A 15,365-nucleotide genomic window follows, 5' to 3' on the forward strand; every position below is an offset into this window, starting at 1 on the left:
GTCACGCCGCCTTGAGCGGGCCCGCGAAGGAGCGCTTGAACGAGGATGGCCCGACGAGAGGCAGGAGCGCCGCGATGGCCTTCTGGCCGAACGTCTTCGGCACGCGCGTCAACTCGACGTCGATGCGCGTTCCGTCGCCTTCGGGGGAGAGGTCGAAGACCCACCCGCCGCCCTCGCCGAACACCTTCGACTCGTGCGTCGTGATGACGACCCGGCCTGCGGAGGCGTCCCAGTCGTAGCGGGATCGCTCCCACGCGGCCTCGGTGCCTTCGGTGACCTCGGCCCAGTTCGGGCCGCGATCGTGGACGACGAAGTGCTCGGCGTCGATGGACGGCCACTGCTCGGGGCGGGCCGACGAGAAGTCGGTCAGCACGGCGAAGACGCCGGCAGGGTCGAGGGACGAGTGCATGTGAAAGGTGATGTGAGTCATGGCTCCAGCGTGCGGCGGGGCCTGCGCGCGGCGCGCCCCGGTGCGTCACTGGCCCGACCACTGGTCGGGCACGTGGAGCACCGGGGCGTGCGGCGCGCGGTGGCACGTGTACCGGACCCGCCGGTCAGGCGTTCGCGAACGGCTCTTCGAGGAGCGCCCCGTCGGCGCGGAGCTCGAGCAGCGACGTGAGGCCCAGGCGCCCGAGGAACCGTTCGTCGTGGCTCACGACGAGAAGCGCCCCGCGATACGCCGCGAGCGCGTCGACGAGCTGGTCGACGCTCGTGCGGTCGAGGTTGTTCGTCGGCTCGTCGAGCACGAGGAGCTGCGCCGGCGGGTCGGCGAAGAGCAGCTTCGCGAGGCACACTCTGAACCGTTCGCCGCCCGACAGCGTCGACACCGGCCGATTGACGTCGGCACCGCGCACGAGCAGGCGCCCGAGGCGGCTGCGGATCTCGCCGTCGGTCGCGTTCGGCGCGGCCGCGCGCACGTTCTCGAGCGCGCTCGCGCGCTCGTCGAGCCCGTCGAGGCGCTGGGTCAGGTACCCGACGCGGTCGGTGAAGAGCATTCCGGATGCCTCGGGGCGCGCGTCTTCGGCAACGGGCGCGCCCGAGGCATCCGCCGCCGAGACATCCGAAGCCCCCTCGCGCAGCCCGACCAACCGCTCGAGGAGCGTCGTCTTTCCGACCCCGTTCGCGCCCACGAGCGCGATGCGCTCGGGCCCCTGCACGATGATCGTGCGATTCGTGCCGCGGAGTTCGGCGATCCGCCTGCTCGACGACACGTCGGGGTCGGGCAGGTCGAGGCTGATCTTCTGATCGGGTCGCACGCGCGCGGCGGCCTCGACGCGCGCCGCCTTGGCGGCGTCGAGCCGGTCGTCGAGCCCCGAGCGGAGCTTGCCCGCCGACTTCTCGGCCCGCGACGCGAGCCCGTTCATGAGGATCTTCGACCCCCGCTTCTGCTCGTTCGCGGTCTTCGCCGACCGCGCCCGCTGCGCGAGCTTCTGCTCGGCCTCGACGCGCTGGCGCCGTTCGACCTTGATCGCGTGGTCGGCGGCCTGCGCCTGCTGCACGGCGAGCGCCTGCTGCCGGTCGAGGTTCGCTTTCCACTCGCTGTACGGGCCGCCGAACACGGTCAGCCGGCCCGCGTAGAGCTCGGCCGTCTGGTCCATGAGCTCGAGCAGGTCGAGGTCGTGGCTCACGACGACGAGGGTGCCCGGCCAGGTCGCGACGAGGTCGGCGAGCATCGCCTTGCCTGCGCGGTCGAGGTTGTTGCTCGGCTCGTCGAGGAGCGTGATCGGCAGCCGCCGCACCCGCAGGCCCGTGATCGCGATGAGCATGACCTCGCCGCCCGACAGGGTGCGGACGCTCCGGTCGAGGTCGGCGACCGAGAACCCGATGCCCCGCAGCTGCTCGTCGGCGCGCGACTCGATGTCCCAGTCGTCGCCGATCGTCTCGAAATGCCGCTCGTCGACGTCGCCGCCCTCGATCGCGCGGATCGCGTCGACGATCGGGCCGATGCCGAGGAGGTCTTTGACTGTCGTCTCGTCGCGCCACGTGAGCGACTGAGACAGGTAGCCGACGGCGCCCGTCGTCGAGATCGTGCCCGACGTCGGCGTGAGCTCGCCCGCGATGAGGCGGAGGAGCGTGGACTTGCCGGCGCCGTTGTCGCCGACGAGACCGGTGCGCCCGGTCGTGAAGCTCGCCGTGAGGCCCGTGACGGCCGGTTCGCCGTCGGGCCAGACGAAGGTGAGATCGTTCAGCACGATGGCTGCGCTGGATGATGCCATGAGAAACCCCTTGAGGGAAGCGCCCGCCGCGGAACGCGGGGGCGGAAATCGATCGGGAACCTGCGGTTCGAGCCCTCGCGCGGCGTCGCCGACGACGTCCGACCGTCGCGCTCGCCTCGCCGCGACGGGCGAACGACGATGTGCGAAGGGCACGGATGCCTCGGGGCCGCCGCCGAACGCTCGGCGGCTAGGCTCTGTCGATTTCAGGGGTCAGCACGGCCTCGACGATACCAGGGCGACCACGGGTCATCCCCCTGGGGTCGCGAACGCCAGGGTTCTCACGGGCGCCTCCGCGCGCAGACTGGGGGCGTCGCCCGCCGGGCTCGGCGGCGACCCGCTTCGAACGAACGAAGGCACTCCCATGACCCAGACCTGGTTCATCACCGGCTCCTCGCGCGGCTTCGGCCGCGCCCTCGTGCAAGCCGCCCTCGACGCCGGCGACTCCGTCGTCGCGACCGCCCGCACCCCCGAACAGCTCGACGAATTCGTCACCGAGTACGGCGACCGCGTGCTGCCCGTCGCGCTCGACGTGACCGACCCCGCCGCGGTCGACTCCGCGCTCGCTGCGGGCCTCGAGCGCTTCGGCCGCCTCGACGTCGTCGTCAACAACGCGGGCTACGCGAACGTCGCCCCCATCGAGACGGGCGACGTCGCCGACTTCCGCACCCAGTTCGAGACGAACTTCTGGGGCGTCTACCACGTGTCGCGCGCGGTCATCCCGATCTTCCGCGCTCAGGGAGGGGGAGTCGTCGTGCAGTTCTCCTCGATCGGCGGCCGCGTCGGCGGCTCACCCGGCATCGCGAGCTACCAGGCGGCGAAGTTCGCCGTCGACGGGTTCAGTCGGGTGCTCGCGGCCGAGACCGCGCCGTTCGGCATCAAGGTCGTCGTCATCGAACCGAGCGGGTTCGCGACCGACTGGGCGGGCTCGTCGATGCAGGTCGAAGACTTCCCCGCCGAGTACGGCGACACGATCCGTCATCCGCAGATGCGTGCCGCAGCGGCAGACTCGCCGCTTCGCGCGGGCGACCCCGCGCGTGCGGCGGCGATCATCGTGCGCGCGGTCAAACGCGAGCACCCGCCGACGCACCTCCCGCTCGGCGTCAACGCCGCAGAGCTCGCCCTGCGCGACTCGCAGCGCGAGCTCGCCGAGGCGACCGCGTGGCGGCTCGTGAGCCGCTCGGCCGACTTCGCCGAGCCGTACCCCGCGGACTTCCCGCCCGACGTGCCGTGAATCAGCAGCGGGGCGACGCGACGGGGTCGGTGCCGACCGGGTCGGTGCCGACGGGGCCGGCGCCCGCGGGGCCGGCGCCCGCGGGGCCGGGCGCGTCGCCGCGGCAGCGCACAACCCCCTCACGCTCCCGCGGCGCGGGCGACCGCGTCACGATGTTCGAGATCTTCTTCGACCTCGTCTTCGTGTTCGCCCTCATGCGTGTCGTCGAACTCATGGAGCAGCAGCCGGGCCCGGCCGGCCTCGCGCGGGGCGCGGTCGTGCTGCTGCTCCTCTGGTGGGCGTGGTGCGCGTACATCTGGCTCGGCAACCGCGTGCGGCTCGACCGGGGCGGGGTCGTCGCGACGATCCTCGTCTCGATGGGGGCGCTGTTCGTCGCAGCACTCGTCATCCCGTCGGCGTGGGAGCAAGGAGCGGGTGCGGGTCCCCGCTCGCCGAGCTCCGCGCTCGTGCTCGCGATCGCCTTCATCGTCGTGCGATCGAGCTACGTCGCGACGTTCATCCGGGCCGCACGCGACGACCGGCGACTTCGCACGCAAGTGCTCATCGACCTCATTCCGCAGACCGCTGGGAGCGTGCTCCTCATCGTCGGGGCGCTCCTCGGCGGCGATCTCCAGGTCGTGTGCTGGGCGGCCGCGTTCGCCCTCGACTTCGGCGTCGGCTGGCTCGCCTCCCGCTACAACGGGTGGCGCGTGACGAGCCCCGCGCACTTCGTCGAGCGGCACGGGCTCGTGCTCATCATCGCGCTCGGCGAGACCGTGCTCTCGTCGGGCGGTGCGCTCGGGGCGGCGATGGCGGACACCTCGGCGCGGGTGCTCGCGGTCCCCGCGGCGCTCCTCGCGTTCGTCATCGTCGTCGGGCTCTGGTGGGCGTACTTCCGCGGGCCGTCGACCGCCGCGGCGGACGCGCTCGTGGCCGCCCCGCCGCGGCTGCGGCCTGCGCTCGCACGCGACGGGTACACGCTCGGGCACCTGCCGCTCCTGGTCGGCATCGTCTACGTCGCGCTCGGTGTGCGGCTCCTCCTCGAGGACGTCGTCGTGACGCCGTTCGCCCCGGCGTCGCCTGTCGCCGTCGCCGTCCTCGCGGGCGGCCTCGCGTGCTATCTGTTCGGCCTCGACCTCTTCGCCCGGCTCATGACCGGCGCCTGGAGCGGGCCCGGCACGATCACGGCGGGCGCTGCGGCGATCGTCGTCGGCGGGGCATCCGTCATGCTTCCCGCGTTCGCGGCGCTCGCCGCGTTCGCAACCCTGGTCGCGATCGCGGCGAGCGCCACGTCGATGACGCGGATCACGTCGGCCGGGACATCCGGTCGACGTCGATGACCGCTTGCGCGAACTCGCGCGGCGCCTCCTGCGGGAGGTCGTGCCCGATGCCGCCGCCGATCACGCGGTGCTCGTACGGGCCTGTGAACTTCGCGGCGTAGACCGCGGAGTCGGGGTGCGGCGCGCCGTTCGCGTCGCCCTCGAGCGTGATCGTCGGCACGGCGATCGGGGGAGCGGTCGCGAGGTGCGCCTCGACGTCGTCGAAGCGGGCGTCGCCCGCCGCGAGGCCGAGCCGCCAGCGGTAGTTGTGGACGACGATCGCGACGTGGTCGGGGTTGTCGAAGGCGACCGCGCTCGCGTCGAACGTCGCATCGTCGAACGCCCACCGCGGCGACGCGAGGCGCCAGATGAGCTTCGCGAACTCGCGCCGGTACCGGTCGTACCCGAGCCGGCCCCGCTCGGTCGCGAAGTAGTACTGGTACCACCACTGCAGTTCGGCCTCGGGCGGGAGCGGCACCCCGCCGGCAGCCTGGCTGCCGACGAGGTACCCGCTCACCGAGACGAGTCCGGTCACGCGATCGGGGTGGAGCACGGCGAGGATGTCGGCCGTGCGCGCGCCCCAGTCGAAGCCGCCGACGATCGCCCGTTCGACGCCGAGCGCGTCGAGGAACGCGATCGCATCGGCGGCGAGCACCGACTGCTGGGCGTTCCGCGGCGTCGCATCGTCGCGGAACGCGGTCGCGCCGTGCCCGCGGAGATACGGCACGAGCACGCGGTACCCGGCCCTTGCGAGCACGGGCGCGACCTCGGCGAAACTGCGGATGTCGTACGGCCAGCCGTGCAGGAGCAGCACGGGCGTGCCGTTCGCCGGCCCGGCGTCGACGTAGGCGACCCGCAGGTCGCCCGCGTCGACGAACCGGAGTCCGCCGAACGGGTCGGGCGCCGGCGTCGTCATCGCGTCGCCTCGACCGCCGAGACCGTCGCGAGCGCGCCGCGGAGCGAGGCGATCCAGTCGTCGGTCACCGACGGGTCGGAGTACGACCCGTGGTGTCCCGGGAAGACCGCGAACGGGGCACCCAACCCCTCTGCGACCGCGCGCGCGGCGCGACCGAGCGGCAGCTCGAGGCTCAACTGCCCGGCGGCCGCGACGACGGGCACGCCGTTCGCGCGGATCCGGTCGAGCGCTGGCGCGTAGTCGGTGAGCGAGAGCATCTGGTGCTTCATGTAGAACTCGACGAAGTCGAGCCCGGGCACCTGGTCGGCGCCGGGGCGGATCGCCGCGACCTCCTCGGCCGAGAACGGCTTGCCCGCGTTGAAGGGCAGCTGCGTGAGCAGCAGGAAGTCGAAGAAGGCCGCCTTGCTGCCCTCGGCCCACGCCGTGCGGTAGATCTCGGCGATCTCGGTCTGTACCGTGTCGGCGTCGGGCAGCACCCGGACGACGGGCGGCTCGTGCGCGACGAGCCCCGCGACGACCTCGGGATGGTTCGTCGCGAGTTCGAGCCCGACCTCGGCCCCGGCGCTGCTGCCGAACACGAGCGCACGGGGGTGCCGGCGGCCTGCAGCACCGCGACGACGTCGCGCGCGAGCTGCCCGATCTCGTACCGGCGCGGCTCGTTGCCCGAGCTGCGGCCGAATCCGCGGGGGTCGTAGGTCACGACCGTGTGATCGGCGGCGAGGTCGTCGACGACGAGCGCGAAGGCGCTCGCATCGCCCGGCGTGCCGGAGAGCAGCGCGAGCGGGGCGCCCTGCCCGCGCACGTCGAAGACGATGGTGTCGCCTTCGGTGTCGACGGATCCGGTGCGGACGCTCGTGGCGGTTTCTTGGATGGACATGCGGATGACTCCTCGGTTCGTGTGATTCGGGATGTCTCGACGATGTCCCGCGGCGGCGACGAGGCGCGCCAGTGGATGTCCCGGGCGGACACCCGGGGCTCGGACGCACCGGGGAGCCGGCGTGGAGCCCACCTGGGGAACGACTGGGGCATCGGCCGGTGCGCACACGGGCGCGCCGCCGGGCAGGTCGCTGCGACCGTGGAGTCGTCCCCCTGAAGAGAGCACGAGGTCGGAGCATGTCGTTCACCGTCGCGGAACTGATCGTCGACACCCTGGAGCGGGCCGGCGTGCGCCGCGTCTACGGGCTGCCGGGCGACTCGCTCAACGGACTCACCGACGCGATCCGGCGGAGCCGCGGGTTCACGTGGATGCACGCCCGCCACGAAGAGGCCGCGGCATTCGCCGCGGCAGGCGAGGCCGCGATCACGGGCGAGCTCGCGGTCGTCGCCGCGAGCTGCGGCCCCGGCAACCTGCACCTCATCAACGGCCTCTTCGACGCGCAGCGCTCGCGCGTGCCCGTGCTCGTCATCGCGGCGCACATCCCGTCGAGCGAGATCGGCTCGACCTACTTCCAAGAGACCCACCCGCAAGAGCTGTTCCGCGAGTGCAGCGTCTACGCCGAGCTCGTCTCGACGCCCGCACAACTGCCGTACGTGCTCGAGATCGCCGCCCGCACCGCGGTCGAGCAGCGCGGCGTCGCCGTGCTCGTCGTGCCCGGAGACATCCTCGTCGCCCAGCTTCCCCGACCCGAGACACGCGCGCCGATCCGTGCGAGCCGGTCGATCGTCGTGCCGAGCGACGTCGAACTCGACGCCGCCGCGACCGCGCTCGACCGTGCCAGACGCGTGACGATCCTCGCGGGCGCCGGCTGCGCCGGGGCGCACGACGAGCTCGTCGCCCTCGCCGAACGGCTGCGGGCGCCCGTCGTGCACACCCTGCGCGGCAAGGAGTGGGTCGAACCCGACAACCCGTTCGACGTCGGGATGACGGGCCTCCTCGGCGTCGCGTCGGGCTATCACGCCATGCAGGCGTGCGACGCGCTGCTCATCGTCGGCGCCGACTTCCCGTACCGCGAGTTCTACCCCGACCATGCCGTCGTCGTGCAGATCGACGTGCGCGGCGAGCAGCTCGGCCGCCGGACCGTGGTCGACGCCCCCCTCGTCGGATCGGCGAAGGAGACGCTCGCCGCCCTGGCCTCCCGGGTCCGAGCCAAGACGGACACCGCGCACCTCGACCATGCGCTCCGCGACTACGCGGCGACCCGCAACGAGCTCGACGGCTTCGCCGACGACGACCGCAACCGCACGCCGATCCACCCGCAGTTCGTCGCACGCATGATCGACGAACTCGCCGCCGACGACGCCGTCTTCATCCCCGATGTCGGGACGCCCGTGATCTGGGCCGCCCGCTACCTGCGCATGAACGGCCGCAGGCGTCTCATCGGTTCGTTCAACCACGGCAGCATGGCCAACGCCGTGCCGCACGCGATCGGCGTGCAGGCGTCGCATCCCGGGCGCCAGGTCGTGACGCTCTCGGGCGACGGCGGGCTCGCGATGATGCTCGGCGACCTCATCACCCTGCAGCAACTCGATCTGCCCGTGAAGGTCGTCGTCTTCAACAACGGATCGCTCGGCTTCGTCGAACTCGAGATGAAAGCGGCCGGGTACGTGACGTTCGGCACCGACCTGGCGAACCCGAACTTCGCCGACGTCGCCCGGGCGCTCGGCATGCACGGTCGCCGCGTCGACCACCCCGACGATCTCGCCGAAGCCCTGCGCACGGCGTTCGCCCACGACGGCGCCGCACTCATCGAGGTCATGACGGCCCGTCAAGAGCTCGCGCTGCCACCCGCCATCCGCGCGGCGCAAGCCGAAGGCTTCGCCCTCTACGCCACCCGCAGCGTGCTCTCGGGCCGCGCCGACGAGCTCATCGAGCTCGCGAGAACCAACCTCACGAGAAGGATCCGCCCATGAGTCTCATCAGATCGCTTGCAACCGGTGTCGCGGCGGGCGCCGTCGCGGGCGCCGCCGGCACCATCGCGATGGACGCCGTCTGGTACCGCCGATACCGGAAGGGCGGCGGCCGGGCGCGCTTCACGCGCTGGGAGTTCGCCGACGACGTCACGACATGGGATGACGCGTCCGCACCGGGACAGGTGGGCCGGAAGGCCCTCGAGCTCCTCACAGGAGAGACCCCGCCCGACTCGTGGGCGAGGCCCGCGACGAACGCCGTGCACTGGGCGACGGGGGTCGGATGGGGCGCCGTGTTCGGCCTCGCCGGGGCGGTCGTCTCGCGGGCGACGGCCTCGTACGCCACGGCCTCGCGCACGGGCGGCACGCGCGCGATCGCGGCCCGCGTCGCGCTCGCCGCGTCGCTCGGCCCCGCCGCCTGGCTCACGAGCTACGCGACACTGCCGCTGCTCGGCGTGTACCGGCCGATCTGGAAGTACGACGCCGGCACGCTCGGCAAGGACCTCTCCGCGCATCTCGTGTTCGGCCTCGTCACCGCGTCGACGCACGCGTTGCTCACCTGGAGGAAGCGATGAACGCAGCACCCATCGCCCTCGTCACGGGAGCCAATAAGGGCCTCGGGTTCGCGACCGCGCGCCTGCTCGCCGAGCGCGGCCTGACGGTGCTGCTCGGCAGCCGCGACGCGGCGCGGGGCGAGGCATCCGTCGCCGCGTTGCGTTCAGAGGGCCTTGCCGTCGAGTTGCTCGTCATCGACCTCACCGACGACGACTCGGTCGCGGCCGCCGCGCGCGAGATCGACGAGCGGCACGGTCGCCTCGACGTCCTCGTGAACAACGCGGGCGTGCTCGTGCGTCGGCCCGCCCTCGAGGTGACCGCGGGCGACATGCACGCCGAGTTCGAGACGAACGTCTTCGGACTGGTGCGCGTCGTGCACGCGATGCTCCCGCTCCTTCGCCGCGCGGAGGCGCCGCGCATCGTGAACGTGTCGAGCGACTCCGCGAGCTTCGCGTACACGGCCGACCCCGCGACGATGTTCGGTCAGTCGCACGAGTCGTTCGTCTACTCGGCGGCGAAAGCCGCGGTCAACATGCTGACCCTCAAGTACGCGCTCGCGTTCGCGGCCGACCCCGCGCTCGCACACGTGAAGATCAACGCCGTCACGCCCGGCTACACGGCGACCGACCTCAACGGCTTCCGCGGCACCAAGACGCCCGAGGAGGGCGCGGCGGCGGTCGTGGAGTGGGCGACCGCGGGGCCGGATGCCTCGACGGGCGGCTTCTTCGACGATGCCGGCCGGGTGCCGTGGTGAGCGGCGCTCGACTGAGTAGTGAAGGTTGGCCTGCCAACCTAAGGATCGGCGAGAGTGAAGGTTCCGCGGGAACGTCGCACGCGGAATCCTCGTCCAGGGCAACTCGCGCCGTCGCAACCGCATCTGGGTGGCACGCGACATCATCGCCGCGCTCGATGCCTTCGCCGACCGGAGCAGCCGCTCAGGCGTGTGAGCGCGACACCGACACGGTGACCGCGGTCGCCGTCACGCCGTCGAGCGCGAGGTCCCGCGCCGAGGTCTCGCGCAGGTAGTGGTCGAACCCGAGCCGCCCGCGTGTGAAGAGCACGATGAGCAGTGCCGCGCCGCCGAATCCGACGAAGCCGTTCACGAGGCTCCCCGCCTGGGCGGGGAACATCGGCCCGATGTAGATCGAGAACGCGTTGATCGACGTGTGAGCGAGCACCGTCATGAAGAGGCTGCCGCGTGTGCGGTTGTAGATCCACGTGAGGAGCACGGCGATCGGCAGCACCGACGCGATGTAGACGAGCATCGCGGGAAGGTCGACCCCGCCGTTCTGCGCCGCCCACGCGGGCATCATGTACTGCGGGAAGTGCCAGAGCGCCCAGATCACCCCGAGTACGAGCGTGCCGACGATCGGCCCCCACTGCCCGAAGCGGGTTTCGAGCCGGGGGAGCGCGAACCCGCGCCAGCCCGGCTCTTCGAGGAGCGGCCCGCCGACGAGGAGCACGAGCGGGAAGTTCCACAGATAGCTCGCCCACCCGCCCGGCACGGCCTGCATCGAGACATCCATCGATGCGAGCGCGCCCGGCAGCACGACCGTGCCCGCGACGAGCACGGCGGGGATGCCGAGGAGCACGACGACGTACCAGACCCACGAGACCCGCACCCGCACGAGTCCGCGGAGGAGCCGCAGAATGCCCGCGCGCCCGTTGACGATCGCCTGCACGGTGAACGCCGCGACGAACGGGCCGGCCGTGATGCACACGATCGTGACCCACGTCGTCGGCAGGTCGGGATCGGGCAGCACGTGCGCGAGCACGACGATCCACGAGATCGCGAGGGCGATCACGAAGTAGCTGACGAGCGGGAATCGTCGCACGAAGTTCGGTCGGGCGGTCATGGTCGGGCCTTCCGTGGGGTGGGTGCTGCGATCTCCGGATGTCACGAGCCCGTGCCCTGGGACGGGTCGATCGCGTCGATGATCGCGACGGCGATCGAGAGGGTCGGCGTCGTCGAGTTCGTCGACTCGTTGCCGACGATCGCGATCTGCGTGCCGGTCTTCGGGCGCGTGAGCACGACCGACGAGAAGCCGAAGATGGCGCCGTCGTGGCCGAGATACTCGTTGAAGTTCGTGATCCCGAGGCCGTAGCCGAAGTCGAGCGTCTGCCCCGCGAACTTCGAGGTCTTCAACCGCGCGCGCTGGGTCTCGGCGGTGAGCAGTCGGCCGTCGACGAGCACCTCGGGCACATACGGCGTCGGGTGCGGTGCCGGGAGGGTCGTGGATGTCGGATACGAGGTGCGGTCGAGCCCGAGCGGGTCGAGAATGCGCCGCTGGACGAGCTCGTGGAGCGGCGCTCCGTCGAGCCGTTCGGCGATCGCGCCGAGGAGGGCGTAGTTCGAGTCGCAGTACGACACCTGGTCGCCCGGGGCGAAGAGCGGGTCGTTCCGTCTGAGGACCGCGATCGTGTCGTCGAGGCTCACGGCATCGTCGGGTCGGCCGTGAAGGCCGCGACGAACGCGTCGTCGGCCGTGAAGTCGAAGATCCCCGATTCATCCGCCAGTCGTTCAGTCGCTCCGGGAGCGCACGCGGCGAGCGTTCCCGCGGCGAACGCCCCGCCTGCACCCAGCAGGAGTGTCCGACGTGTGACGGCCACGACCCCTCCGCTCCAGCCGCAGCCCGCGCTGCGGCCCGGTCGCATGATCCGTCGAGCCGAGGCATCCGTCTGTCACCTGGGCGACACTCTCGCGAGCTTCGCGAGCGCTGCAACGTAGGAGAGGTGCAGGAGTCGGGGCGAGTCGACGCGGATGAGCCTGTCGTGGGCGAGGCGCGCGAGCGCCGTGTTGAGCGTCTGCCGGGTCACGCCGAGGCGCGCAGCGAGTTCGGACTGGGTGCCGGGCAGTGCGACCGAGCCGGCTTCATCGGCCCAGTCGAGCAGGACCCGGGCGAGCCGACCGGTGACATCGACGAAGACGAGGTCGGCGACGGCGGTCGTGAGCGTCGTGACGACGACCGCGAGATCGGTCGCGAAGCGCAGTAGGCACTGCGGCTCGGTCTCGAGCACGCGCCGGAGCGCGGTCGCCGGCAGGGCGAGCGCCGTCCCGGCTGTCAGGACGTGCGCCGAGACGGTGAAGACGGGGCCGGCCAGGAAGTCGACGCGTCCGCACAGTTCGCCGGGCCCCGCGATGTGGGCGGTCACGGTCGCGCCCTCGGGCGAGGTCATGGTCGCTGCGACGCGGCCCTCGACGAGGAGGTACGTCCACTCGACCGGGTCGCCCTCGTGGAAGAGGAACTCGTGGCGCGCGAACGCGCGGATCTCGCCTGCCGCCGCGAGCCGCTCGAGCGCTGGAGCGGACGCGACCGCGAGGAACGGCACCTCGGCGAGCACCCCGATGCGATCCACCCTCCGATCGTGGCATGCACGCGCGACCGCGGGCGAGTGTGCGCTCGTCGTCCCCGTCAGCTCTCGTCCCTGTCAGCTCTCGTCCCCATCGTGCCGCCGACCGGCCACCCCGCCGAGCCATCCCCGGCGCCGGAACATGAGGTAGGCGACGAGATCGAGCGCGAGCATGACGACGACGACGCCGATCCAGCCGAACTCCCAGTGGAGCATCGGAAGGTTCTTGAAATTCATGCCGTACACGCCGGCGATGACGGTCGGGATCGCGAGCAGCGCCGCGAATGCCGAGATGGTCCGCATGTCCTGGTTCTGGCGGGTCGCGACATTCGACTGGTGACTCGACACGACGGCGTCGAGGGCCGCATGCTCGTCGGCCGCGAGTTTCGCAACGCCCTGCACGTCGTGTTCGAGGTGAGTGAAGTAGGCACGGAGTTCCGGCTCGGCCGAAGTCGCGGCCTCGATCTCGCGGCGAGCGTCGAGGAGTGCGTCGGCGAGTCCCGACGCGGCTCGGTCGATCCGGCCGATGCGCTGGCGCAGTCGGTAGATGCGGCGGTAGTCCTCTCGAACGCGGCTGTCGAACACCTCGGCTTCGACCTCGTCGAGTTCGCGCTCGACGTCGGCGCCGAGTTCGATGAAGTCGTGGACGACGGCGTCGAGCACGCGGTAGAGCGCAGAGATCGGCGTCGCAGCCGGCACAGGCTCGGTGCCCGCCAGGGCGACGTCGAGGTCACGGATCCCGTTCGCCGGCCCTCGCTGGACGATGAGCAGTTCGCGTTCGTCGAAGACGAACGCGAGGTCGCCGTCGGTCGTCGCAGGTTCGACCCCGCCGGGGTCGACGTCCCAGATCGTGAGATAGCGGCATCCGTCGAGGTTCTCGAACTTCGGATGCTGGCGGCCTTCGAGCAGATCGTCGACGACGAGCGGGTGAAGCGAGATGCGATCCTGCACCCGCTCGAGTGCCGTTCGGTCAGGATTCACGAGCCGGATCGGCTGGAACCGCGGACCCGATCCGGGCGCGTGGTGGCGCTCGGTCGGGGTCGGGATGTCTCTCGCGATGTGCTTCGACGTCTCGAGGCTCATGCCCCGGTTCGGCCGGAGATGGCCCGCAGCAACCACGCGATCACGGCGATCGCGAGCAGCACCAGGCCGACCCACAGCAGGAAGTTGAGCGACTGCACGAGTCCGCCGGTGATCGCGAGGACGACGGCGATGACGACGATGATGATGAGCAGGATGTTCATATCGATCCCTCCTCAGGCGTGGGCGCGGAAGGTCCGCGACCAGATTCCTCCACGTTAGGAATGGCGGCGGCCGCCCGGCAGGGGGTTGACGCGCCGGTACGCGGGCAGGCATTCGCGCGCGCGTGGCGCCTATCCTGAGCCCGTGGGGGAAAGCACAGCGGGCGGGCGGCACGGCGGCACCCTGATCCTCCTCCGCCACGGCGAGAGCCAGGGCAACGCCGACGGGCTCTTCACGGGCGTGCTCGACGTGCCGATCACCGAGCGGGGGCGCGAAGAAGCGGCGCACGCCGCGCGGCTGCTCGATGCCGCAGGGCTTCGGCCTGCGAAGTGGTTCAGTTCGCCGCTGCAACGGGTGACGGCGACGGTCGAGGTGCTTCAGGAAGCGCTGGGGGCGTCTGCCGCCGACGTCACCGTCGTCGAGGACTGGCGTCTCGCCGAACGCAATTACGGCGCGCTCACGAACCGTACGAAGGCCGAGGTCCGGGCCGAGTTCGGCGAGGAGCGGTTCCGGTTCTGGCGCCGGTCGCTGCACGGGCGCCCGCCCGCGCTCGACGACGTGCAGTGGGCGGAACTGTTTCCGGCAGGAGGCATCCAACCGCCGCTCCTCGTCGGCCGGACCGAGAGCCTCGCCGACGTCGTCGTGCGCGTGGCGCCCGTGTACCTCGACGAGATCGTCCCGGCGCTCGCGAGCGGCGCCGACGTCCTCGTCGTCGCGCACGGCAACTCGCTGCGGGCGCTGTGCGCGATCCTCGACGACCTCGATGAGCGCGAGATCGAAGACCTCAATCTGCCGACGGGCTACCCGCTCGTCTACAACTCCGACGAACGAGGGGTGCCGGTTCCGCGCAGCGGCCGGTACCTCGACGCGGATGCCGCGACCGCCGCCGCCCGGAAGGTCGCCGCCGAAGGCGGCACGTAGGCGCCGCCTCAGACCGACGAAGCCGCCGCGACGATCGTCGCGACCGTCTCGTCGGGGTGCGACACCATCGACACGTGCGACGCCCCCGGCACCTCGGTGACGGTCGCGCCCGCGCGTTCGGCGAGGCGGCGGAGCACGGCGACGGGGATGACCCGGTCGTCGTCGCCGAACACGGCCCAACTCGGGATCGTCTTCCACGCGGGCGGCCCTGACGGGGTGACGTTCGCGACGAGCGACGCGGGGCGCTGCCCGGCGGCGATGGTCCAGCGGGTGGCCTCGTCGAGGTCTTGCGCGAACGACGCATGCACGACCTCGGGCTTGAGGAAGACCTCGGCGGCGCCCTCGGGCGCGCCCGGATAGCCCGCGATGTCGAAGATCGTCGTCGGGTCGGGCACGCCGAGCGCCGAGCCCGAGCCGTCGAGGATGCCGACGACGGTCTCGCCTTCGTCTGGGATGAACGCGTTGACGTAGACGAGCGCCTTGACGTTCGGCGCCGAGCCGCCGGCGTTCGTGACGACGGCGCCGCCGTACGAGTGGCCGACGAGCACGACGGGCCCGGCCGTGCGCTGCGCGAGGAACGACGCGATGTAGGCCGCATCGTCGGTGAGCCCCCGCAGGAGGTTCGGCGGTGCGAGCACGGTGTAGCCCTGCGCTTGCAGGGCTCTCGTGACGGCATCCCAGCTGGATGCGTCGGCCCATGCGCCGTGCACGAGTACGATCGTCGGCTTCGTCGCGTCTGACATCGTTTCCTCCAGGGGTGGGGAGTGGGTCGGGTTCGAGGGAAGGCT

General features: G+C 71.6%; 17 protein-coding genes and 1 pseudogene. 6 read left to right on the forward strand and 12 right to left on the reverse strand.

Annotated elements, in window-relative coordinates:
• Nucleotide 1: 1 nt before the first annotated feature.
• Together ET445_RS09895 and ET445_RS09900 are read right to left on the reverse strand one after the other, a co-directional pair.
• Nucleotides 2–430 carry an SRPBCC family protein gene (locus ET445_RS09895; RefSeq protein ID WP_129191032.1) on the reverse strand — a complete coding sequence of 143 codons (429 nt, stop codon included), beginning with the start codon at nt 428–430 and terminating at the stop codon, nt 2–4.
• A 124-nt stretch (nt 431–554) separates the two neighbouring features.
• The gene (locus ET445_RS09900; protein ID WP_129191034.1) at nt 555–2,216 is read right to left on the reverse strand and encodes an ABC-F family ATP-binding cassette domain-containing protein; all 1,662 of its coding nucleotides are present in this window, start codon (nt 2,214–2,216) and stop codon (nt 555–557) included.
• Between the two features lie 361 nt (nt 2,217–2,577).
• Here ET445_RS09900 and ET445_RS09905 point away from each other — a divergent pair, with 361 nt between their 5' ends.
• Both ET445_RS09905 and ET445_RS09910 read left to right on the forward strand, forming a co-directional pair.
• Complete coding sequence (locus ET445_RS09905) at nt 2,578–3,447, forward strand: SDR family NAD(P)-dependent oxidoreductase (RefSeq protein WP_129191036.1); 870 nt, start codon at nt 2,578–2,580, stop codon at nt 3,445–3,447.
• A complete protein-coding gene (locus ET445_RS09910; protein WP_165314363.1) occupies nt 3,444–4,766 on the forward strand; it encodes a low temperature requirement protein A in 1,323 nt (440 codons plus the stop codon). Before ET445_RS09905 ends, ET445_RS09910 begins: the two co-directional genes overlap by 4 nt.
• On the opposite strand, the gene ET445_RS09915 is transcribed toward ET445_RS09910, so the two are convergent.
• The 3 genes and pseudogenes from ET445_RS09915 to ET445_RS18655 form a co-directional block, all read right to left on the reverse strand.
• Nucleotides 4,732–5,661: an alpha/beta fold hydrolase gene (locus ET445_RS09915; protein WP_129191040.1), complete on the reverse strand. Its 930-nt coding sequence runs from the start codon at nt 5,659–5,661 to the stop codon at nt 4,732–4,734. The genes ET445_RS09910 and ET445_RS09915 overlap by 35 nt on opposite strands.
• Nucleotides 5,658–6,239, reverse strand: coding sequence for an alpha/beta hydrolase (locus ET445_RS18000; RefSeq protein WP_243695160.1), 582 nt, complete (start codon nt 6,237–6,239; stop codon nt 5,658–5,660). The genes ET445_RS09915 and ET445_RS18000 overlap by 4 nt, the downstream gene beginning before the upstream one ends.
• Nucleotides 6,240–6,265: 26 nt before the next feature.
• Nucleotides 6,266–6,538: pseudogene (locus tag ET445_RS18655) on the reverse strand (alpha/beta fold hydrolase); the annotation flags it as partial.
• Between the two features lie 236 nt (nt 6,539–6,774).
• Between ET445_RS18655 and poxB the strand changes: the two are divergent.
• From poxB to ET445_RS09935, 3 genes are read left to right on the forward strand one after another with little or no spacing between them, the layout of a single operon-like run.
• Nucleotides 6,775–8,511, forward strand: a complete 1,737-nt coding sequence (poxB, locus tag ET445_RS09925; protein ID WP_129191044.1) for a ubiquinone-dependent pyruvate dehydrogenase — start codon at nt 6,775–6,777, stop codon at nt 8,509–8,511.
• Nucleotides 8,508–9,083 carry a hypothetical protein gene (locus tag ET445_RS09930; protein WP_129191046.1) on the forward strand — a complete coding sequence of 192 codons (576 nt, stop codon included), beginning with the start codon at nt 8,508–8,510 and terminating at the stop codon, nt 9,081–9,083. The genes poxB and ET445_RS09930 overlap by 4 nt, the downstream gene beginning before the upstream one ends.
• On the forward strand, nt 9,080–9,817 hold the full coding sequence (locus ET445_RS09935; RefSeq protein WP_129191048.1) for an SDR family NAD(P)-dependent oxidoreductase: 738 nt from the start codon (nt 9,080–9,082) through the stop codon (nt 9,815–9,817). Before ET445_RS09930 ends, ET445_RS09935 begins: the two co-directional genes overlap by 4 nt.
• A gap of 181 nt (nt 9,818–9,998) precedes the next feature.
• Here the strand turns inward: ET445_RS09935 and ET445_RS09940 are convergent, their stop codons facing one another.
• The 6 genes from ET445_RS09940 to ET445_RS17255 all read right to left on the reverse strand — a co-directional run bounded on the left by ET445_RS09940 (nt 9,999) and on the right by ET445_RS17255 (nt 13,658).
• Nucleotides 9,999–10,919 (reverse strand): CPBP family intramembrane glutamic endopeptidase, encoded by a 921-nt coding sequence (locus tag ET445_RS09940; RefSeq protein ID WP_129191050.1) that lies wholly within the window; start codon nt 10,917–10,919, stop codon nt 9,999–10,001.
• Nucleotides 10,920–10,960: 41 nt separating this feature from the next.
• On the reverse strand, nt 10,961–11,500 hold the full coding sequence (locus tag ET445_RS09945; RefSeq protein ID WP_165314365.1) for a serine hydrolase domain-containing protein: 540 nt from the start codon (nt 11,498–11,500) through the stop codon (nt 10,961–10,963).
• Nucleotides 11,497–11,673: a hypothetical protein gene (locus ET445_RS17250; protein WP_165314366.1), complete on the reverse strand. Its 177-nt coding sequence runs from the start codon at nt 11,671–11,673 to the stop codon at nt 11,497–11,499. Before ET445_RS17250 ends, ET445_RS09945 begins: the two co-directional genes overlap by 4 nt.
• Nucleotides 11,674–11,745: 72 nt before the next feature.
• On the reverse strand, nt 11,746–12,420 hold the full coding sequence (locus ET445_RS09950) for a Crp/Fnr family transcriptional regulator (RefSeq protein WP_129191053.1): 675 nt from the start codon (nt 12,418–12,420) through the stop codon (nt 11,746–11,748).
• A 72-nt stretch (nt 12,421–12,492) separates the two neighbouring features.
• A complete protein-coding gene (locus ET445_RS09955; protein WP_129191055.1) occupies nt 12,493–13,497 on the reverse strand; it encodes a CorA family divalent cation transporter in 1,005 nt (334 codons plus the stop codon).
• Nucleotides 13,494–13,658: a hypothetical protein gene (locus tag ET445_RS17255; RefSeq protein WP_165314367.1), complete on the reverse strand. Its 165-nt coding sequence runs from the start codon at nt 13,656–13,658 to the stop codon at nt 13,494–13,496. Before ET445_RS17255 ends, ET445_RS09955 begins: the two co-directional genes overlap by 4 nt.
• A gap of 142 nt (nt 13,659–13,800) precedes the next feature.
• Here ET445_RS17255 and ET445_RS09960 point away from each other — a divergent pair, with 142 nt between their 5' ends.
• Nucleotides 13,801–14,577 carry a 2,3-bisphosphoglycerate-dependent phosphoglycerate mutase gene (locus ET445_RS09960; RefSeq protein WP_129191057.1) on the forward strand — a complete coding sequence of 259 codons (777 nt, stop codon included), beginning with the start codon at nt 13,801–13,803 and terminating at the stop codon, nt 14,575–14,577.
• An 8-nt stretch (nt 14,578–14,585) separates the two neighbouring features.
• Here ET445_RS09960 and ET445_RS09965 read toward each other — a convergent pair whose 3' ends face one another.
• Complete coding sequence (locus tag ET445_RS09965) at nt 14,586–15,320, reverse strand: alpha/beta fold hydrolase (protein ID WP_129191059.1); 735 nt, start codon at nt 15,318–15,320, stop codon at nt 14,586–14,588.
• Nucleotides 15,321–15,365 lie beyond the last annotated feature (45 nt).

Source organism: Agromyces protaetiae (assembly GCF_004135405.1).
Classification (GTDB): domain Bacteria; phylum Actinomycetota; class Actinomycetes; order Actinomycetales; family Microbacteriaceae; genus Agromyces; species Agromyces protaetiae.

Coding starts and splice junctions, on each gene's coding strand:
- ET445_RS09895 (WP_129191032.1), bottom strand. CDS start 430: ATGACTCACATCACCTTTCACATGCACTCGTCCCTCGACCCTGCCGGC.
- ET445_RS09900 (WP_129191034.1), bottom strand. CDS start 2,216: ATGGCATCATCCAGCGCAGCCATCGTGCTGAACGATCTCACCTTCGTC.
- ET445_RS09905 (WP_129191036.1), top strand. CDS start 2,578: ATGACCCAGACCTGGTTCATCACCGGCTCCTCGCGCGGCTTCGGCCGC.
- ET445_RS09915 (WP_129191040.1), bottom strand. CDS start 5,661: ATGACGACGCCGGCGCCCGACCCGTTCGGCGGACTCCGGTTCGTCGAC.
- poxB (WP_129191044.1), top strand. CDS start 6,775: ATGTCGTTCACCGTCGCGGAACTGATCGTCGACACCCTGGAGCGGGCC.
- ET445_RS09930 (WP_129191046.1), top strand. CDS start 8,508: ATGAGTCTCATCAGATCGCTTGCAACCGGTGTCGCGGCGGGCGCCGTC.
- ET445_RS09935 (WP_129191048.1), top strand. CDS start 9,080: ATGAACGCAGCACCCATCGCCCTCGTCACGGGAGCCAATAAGGGCCTC.
- ET445_RS09940 (WP_129191050.1), bottom strand. CDS start 10,919: ATGACCGCCCGACCGAACTTCGTGCGACGATTCCCGCTCGTCAGCTAC.
- ET445_RS09955 (WP_129191055.1), bottom strand. CDS start 13,497: ATGAGCCTCGAGACGTCGAAGCACATCGCGAGAGACATCCCGACCCCG.
- ET445_RS17255 (WP_165314367.1), bottom strand. CDS start 13,658: ATGAACATCCTGCTCATCATCATCGTCGTCATCGCCGTCGTCCTCGCG.
- ET445_RS09965 (WP_129191059.1), bottom strand. CDS start 15,320: ATGTCAGACGCGACGAAGCCGACGATCGTACTCGTGCACGGCGCATGG.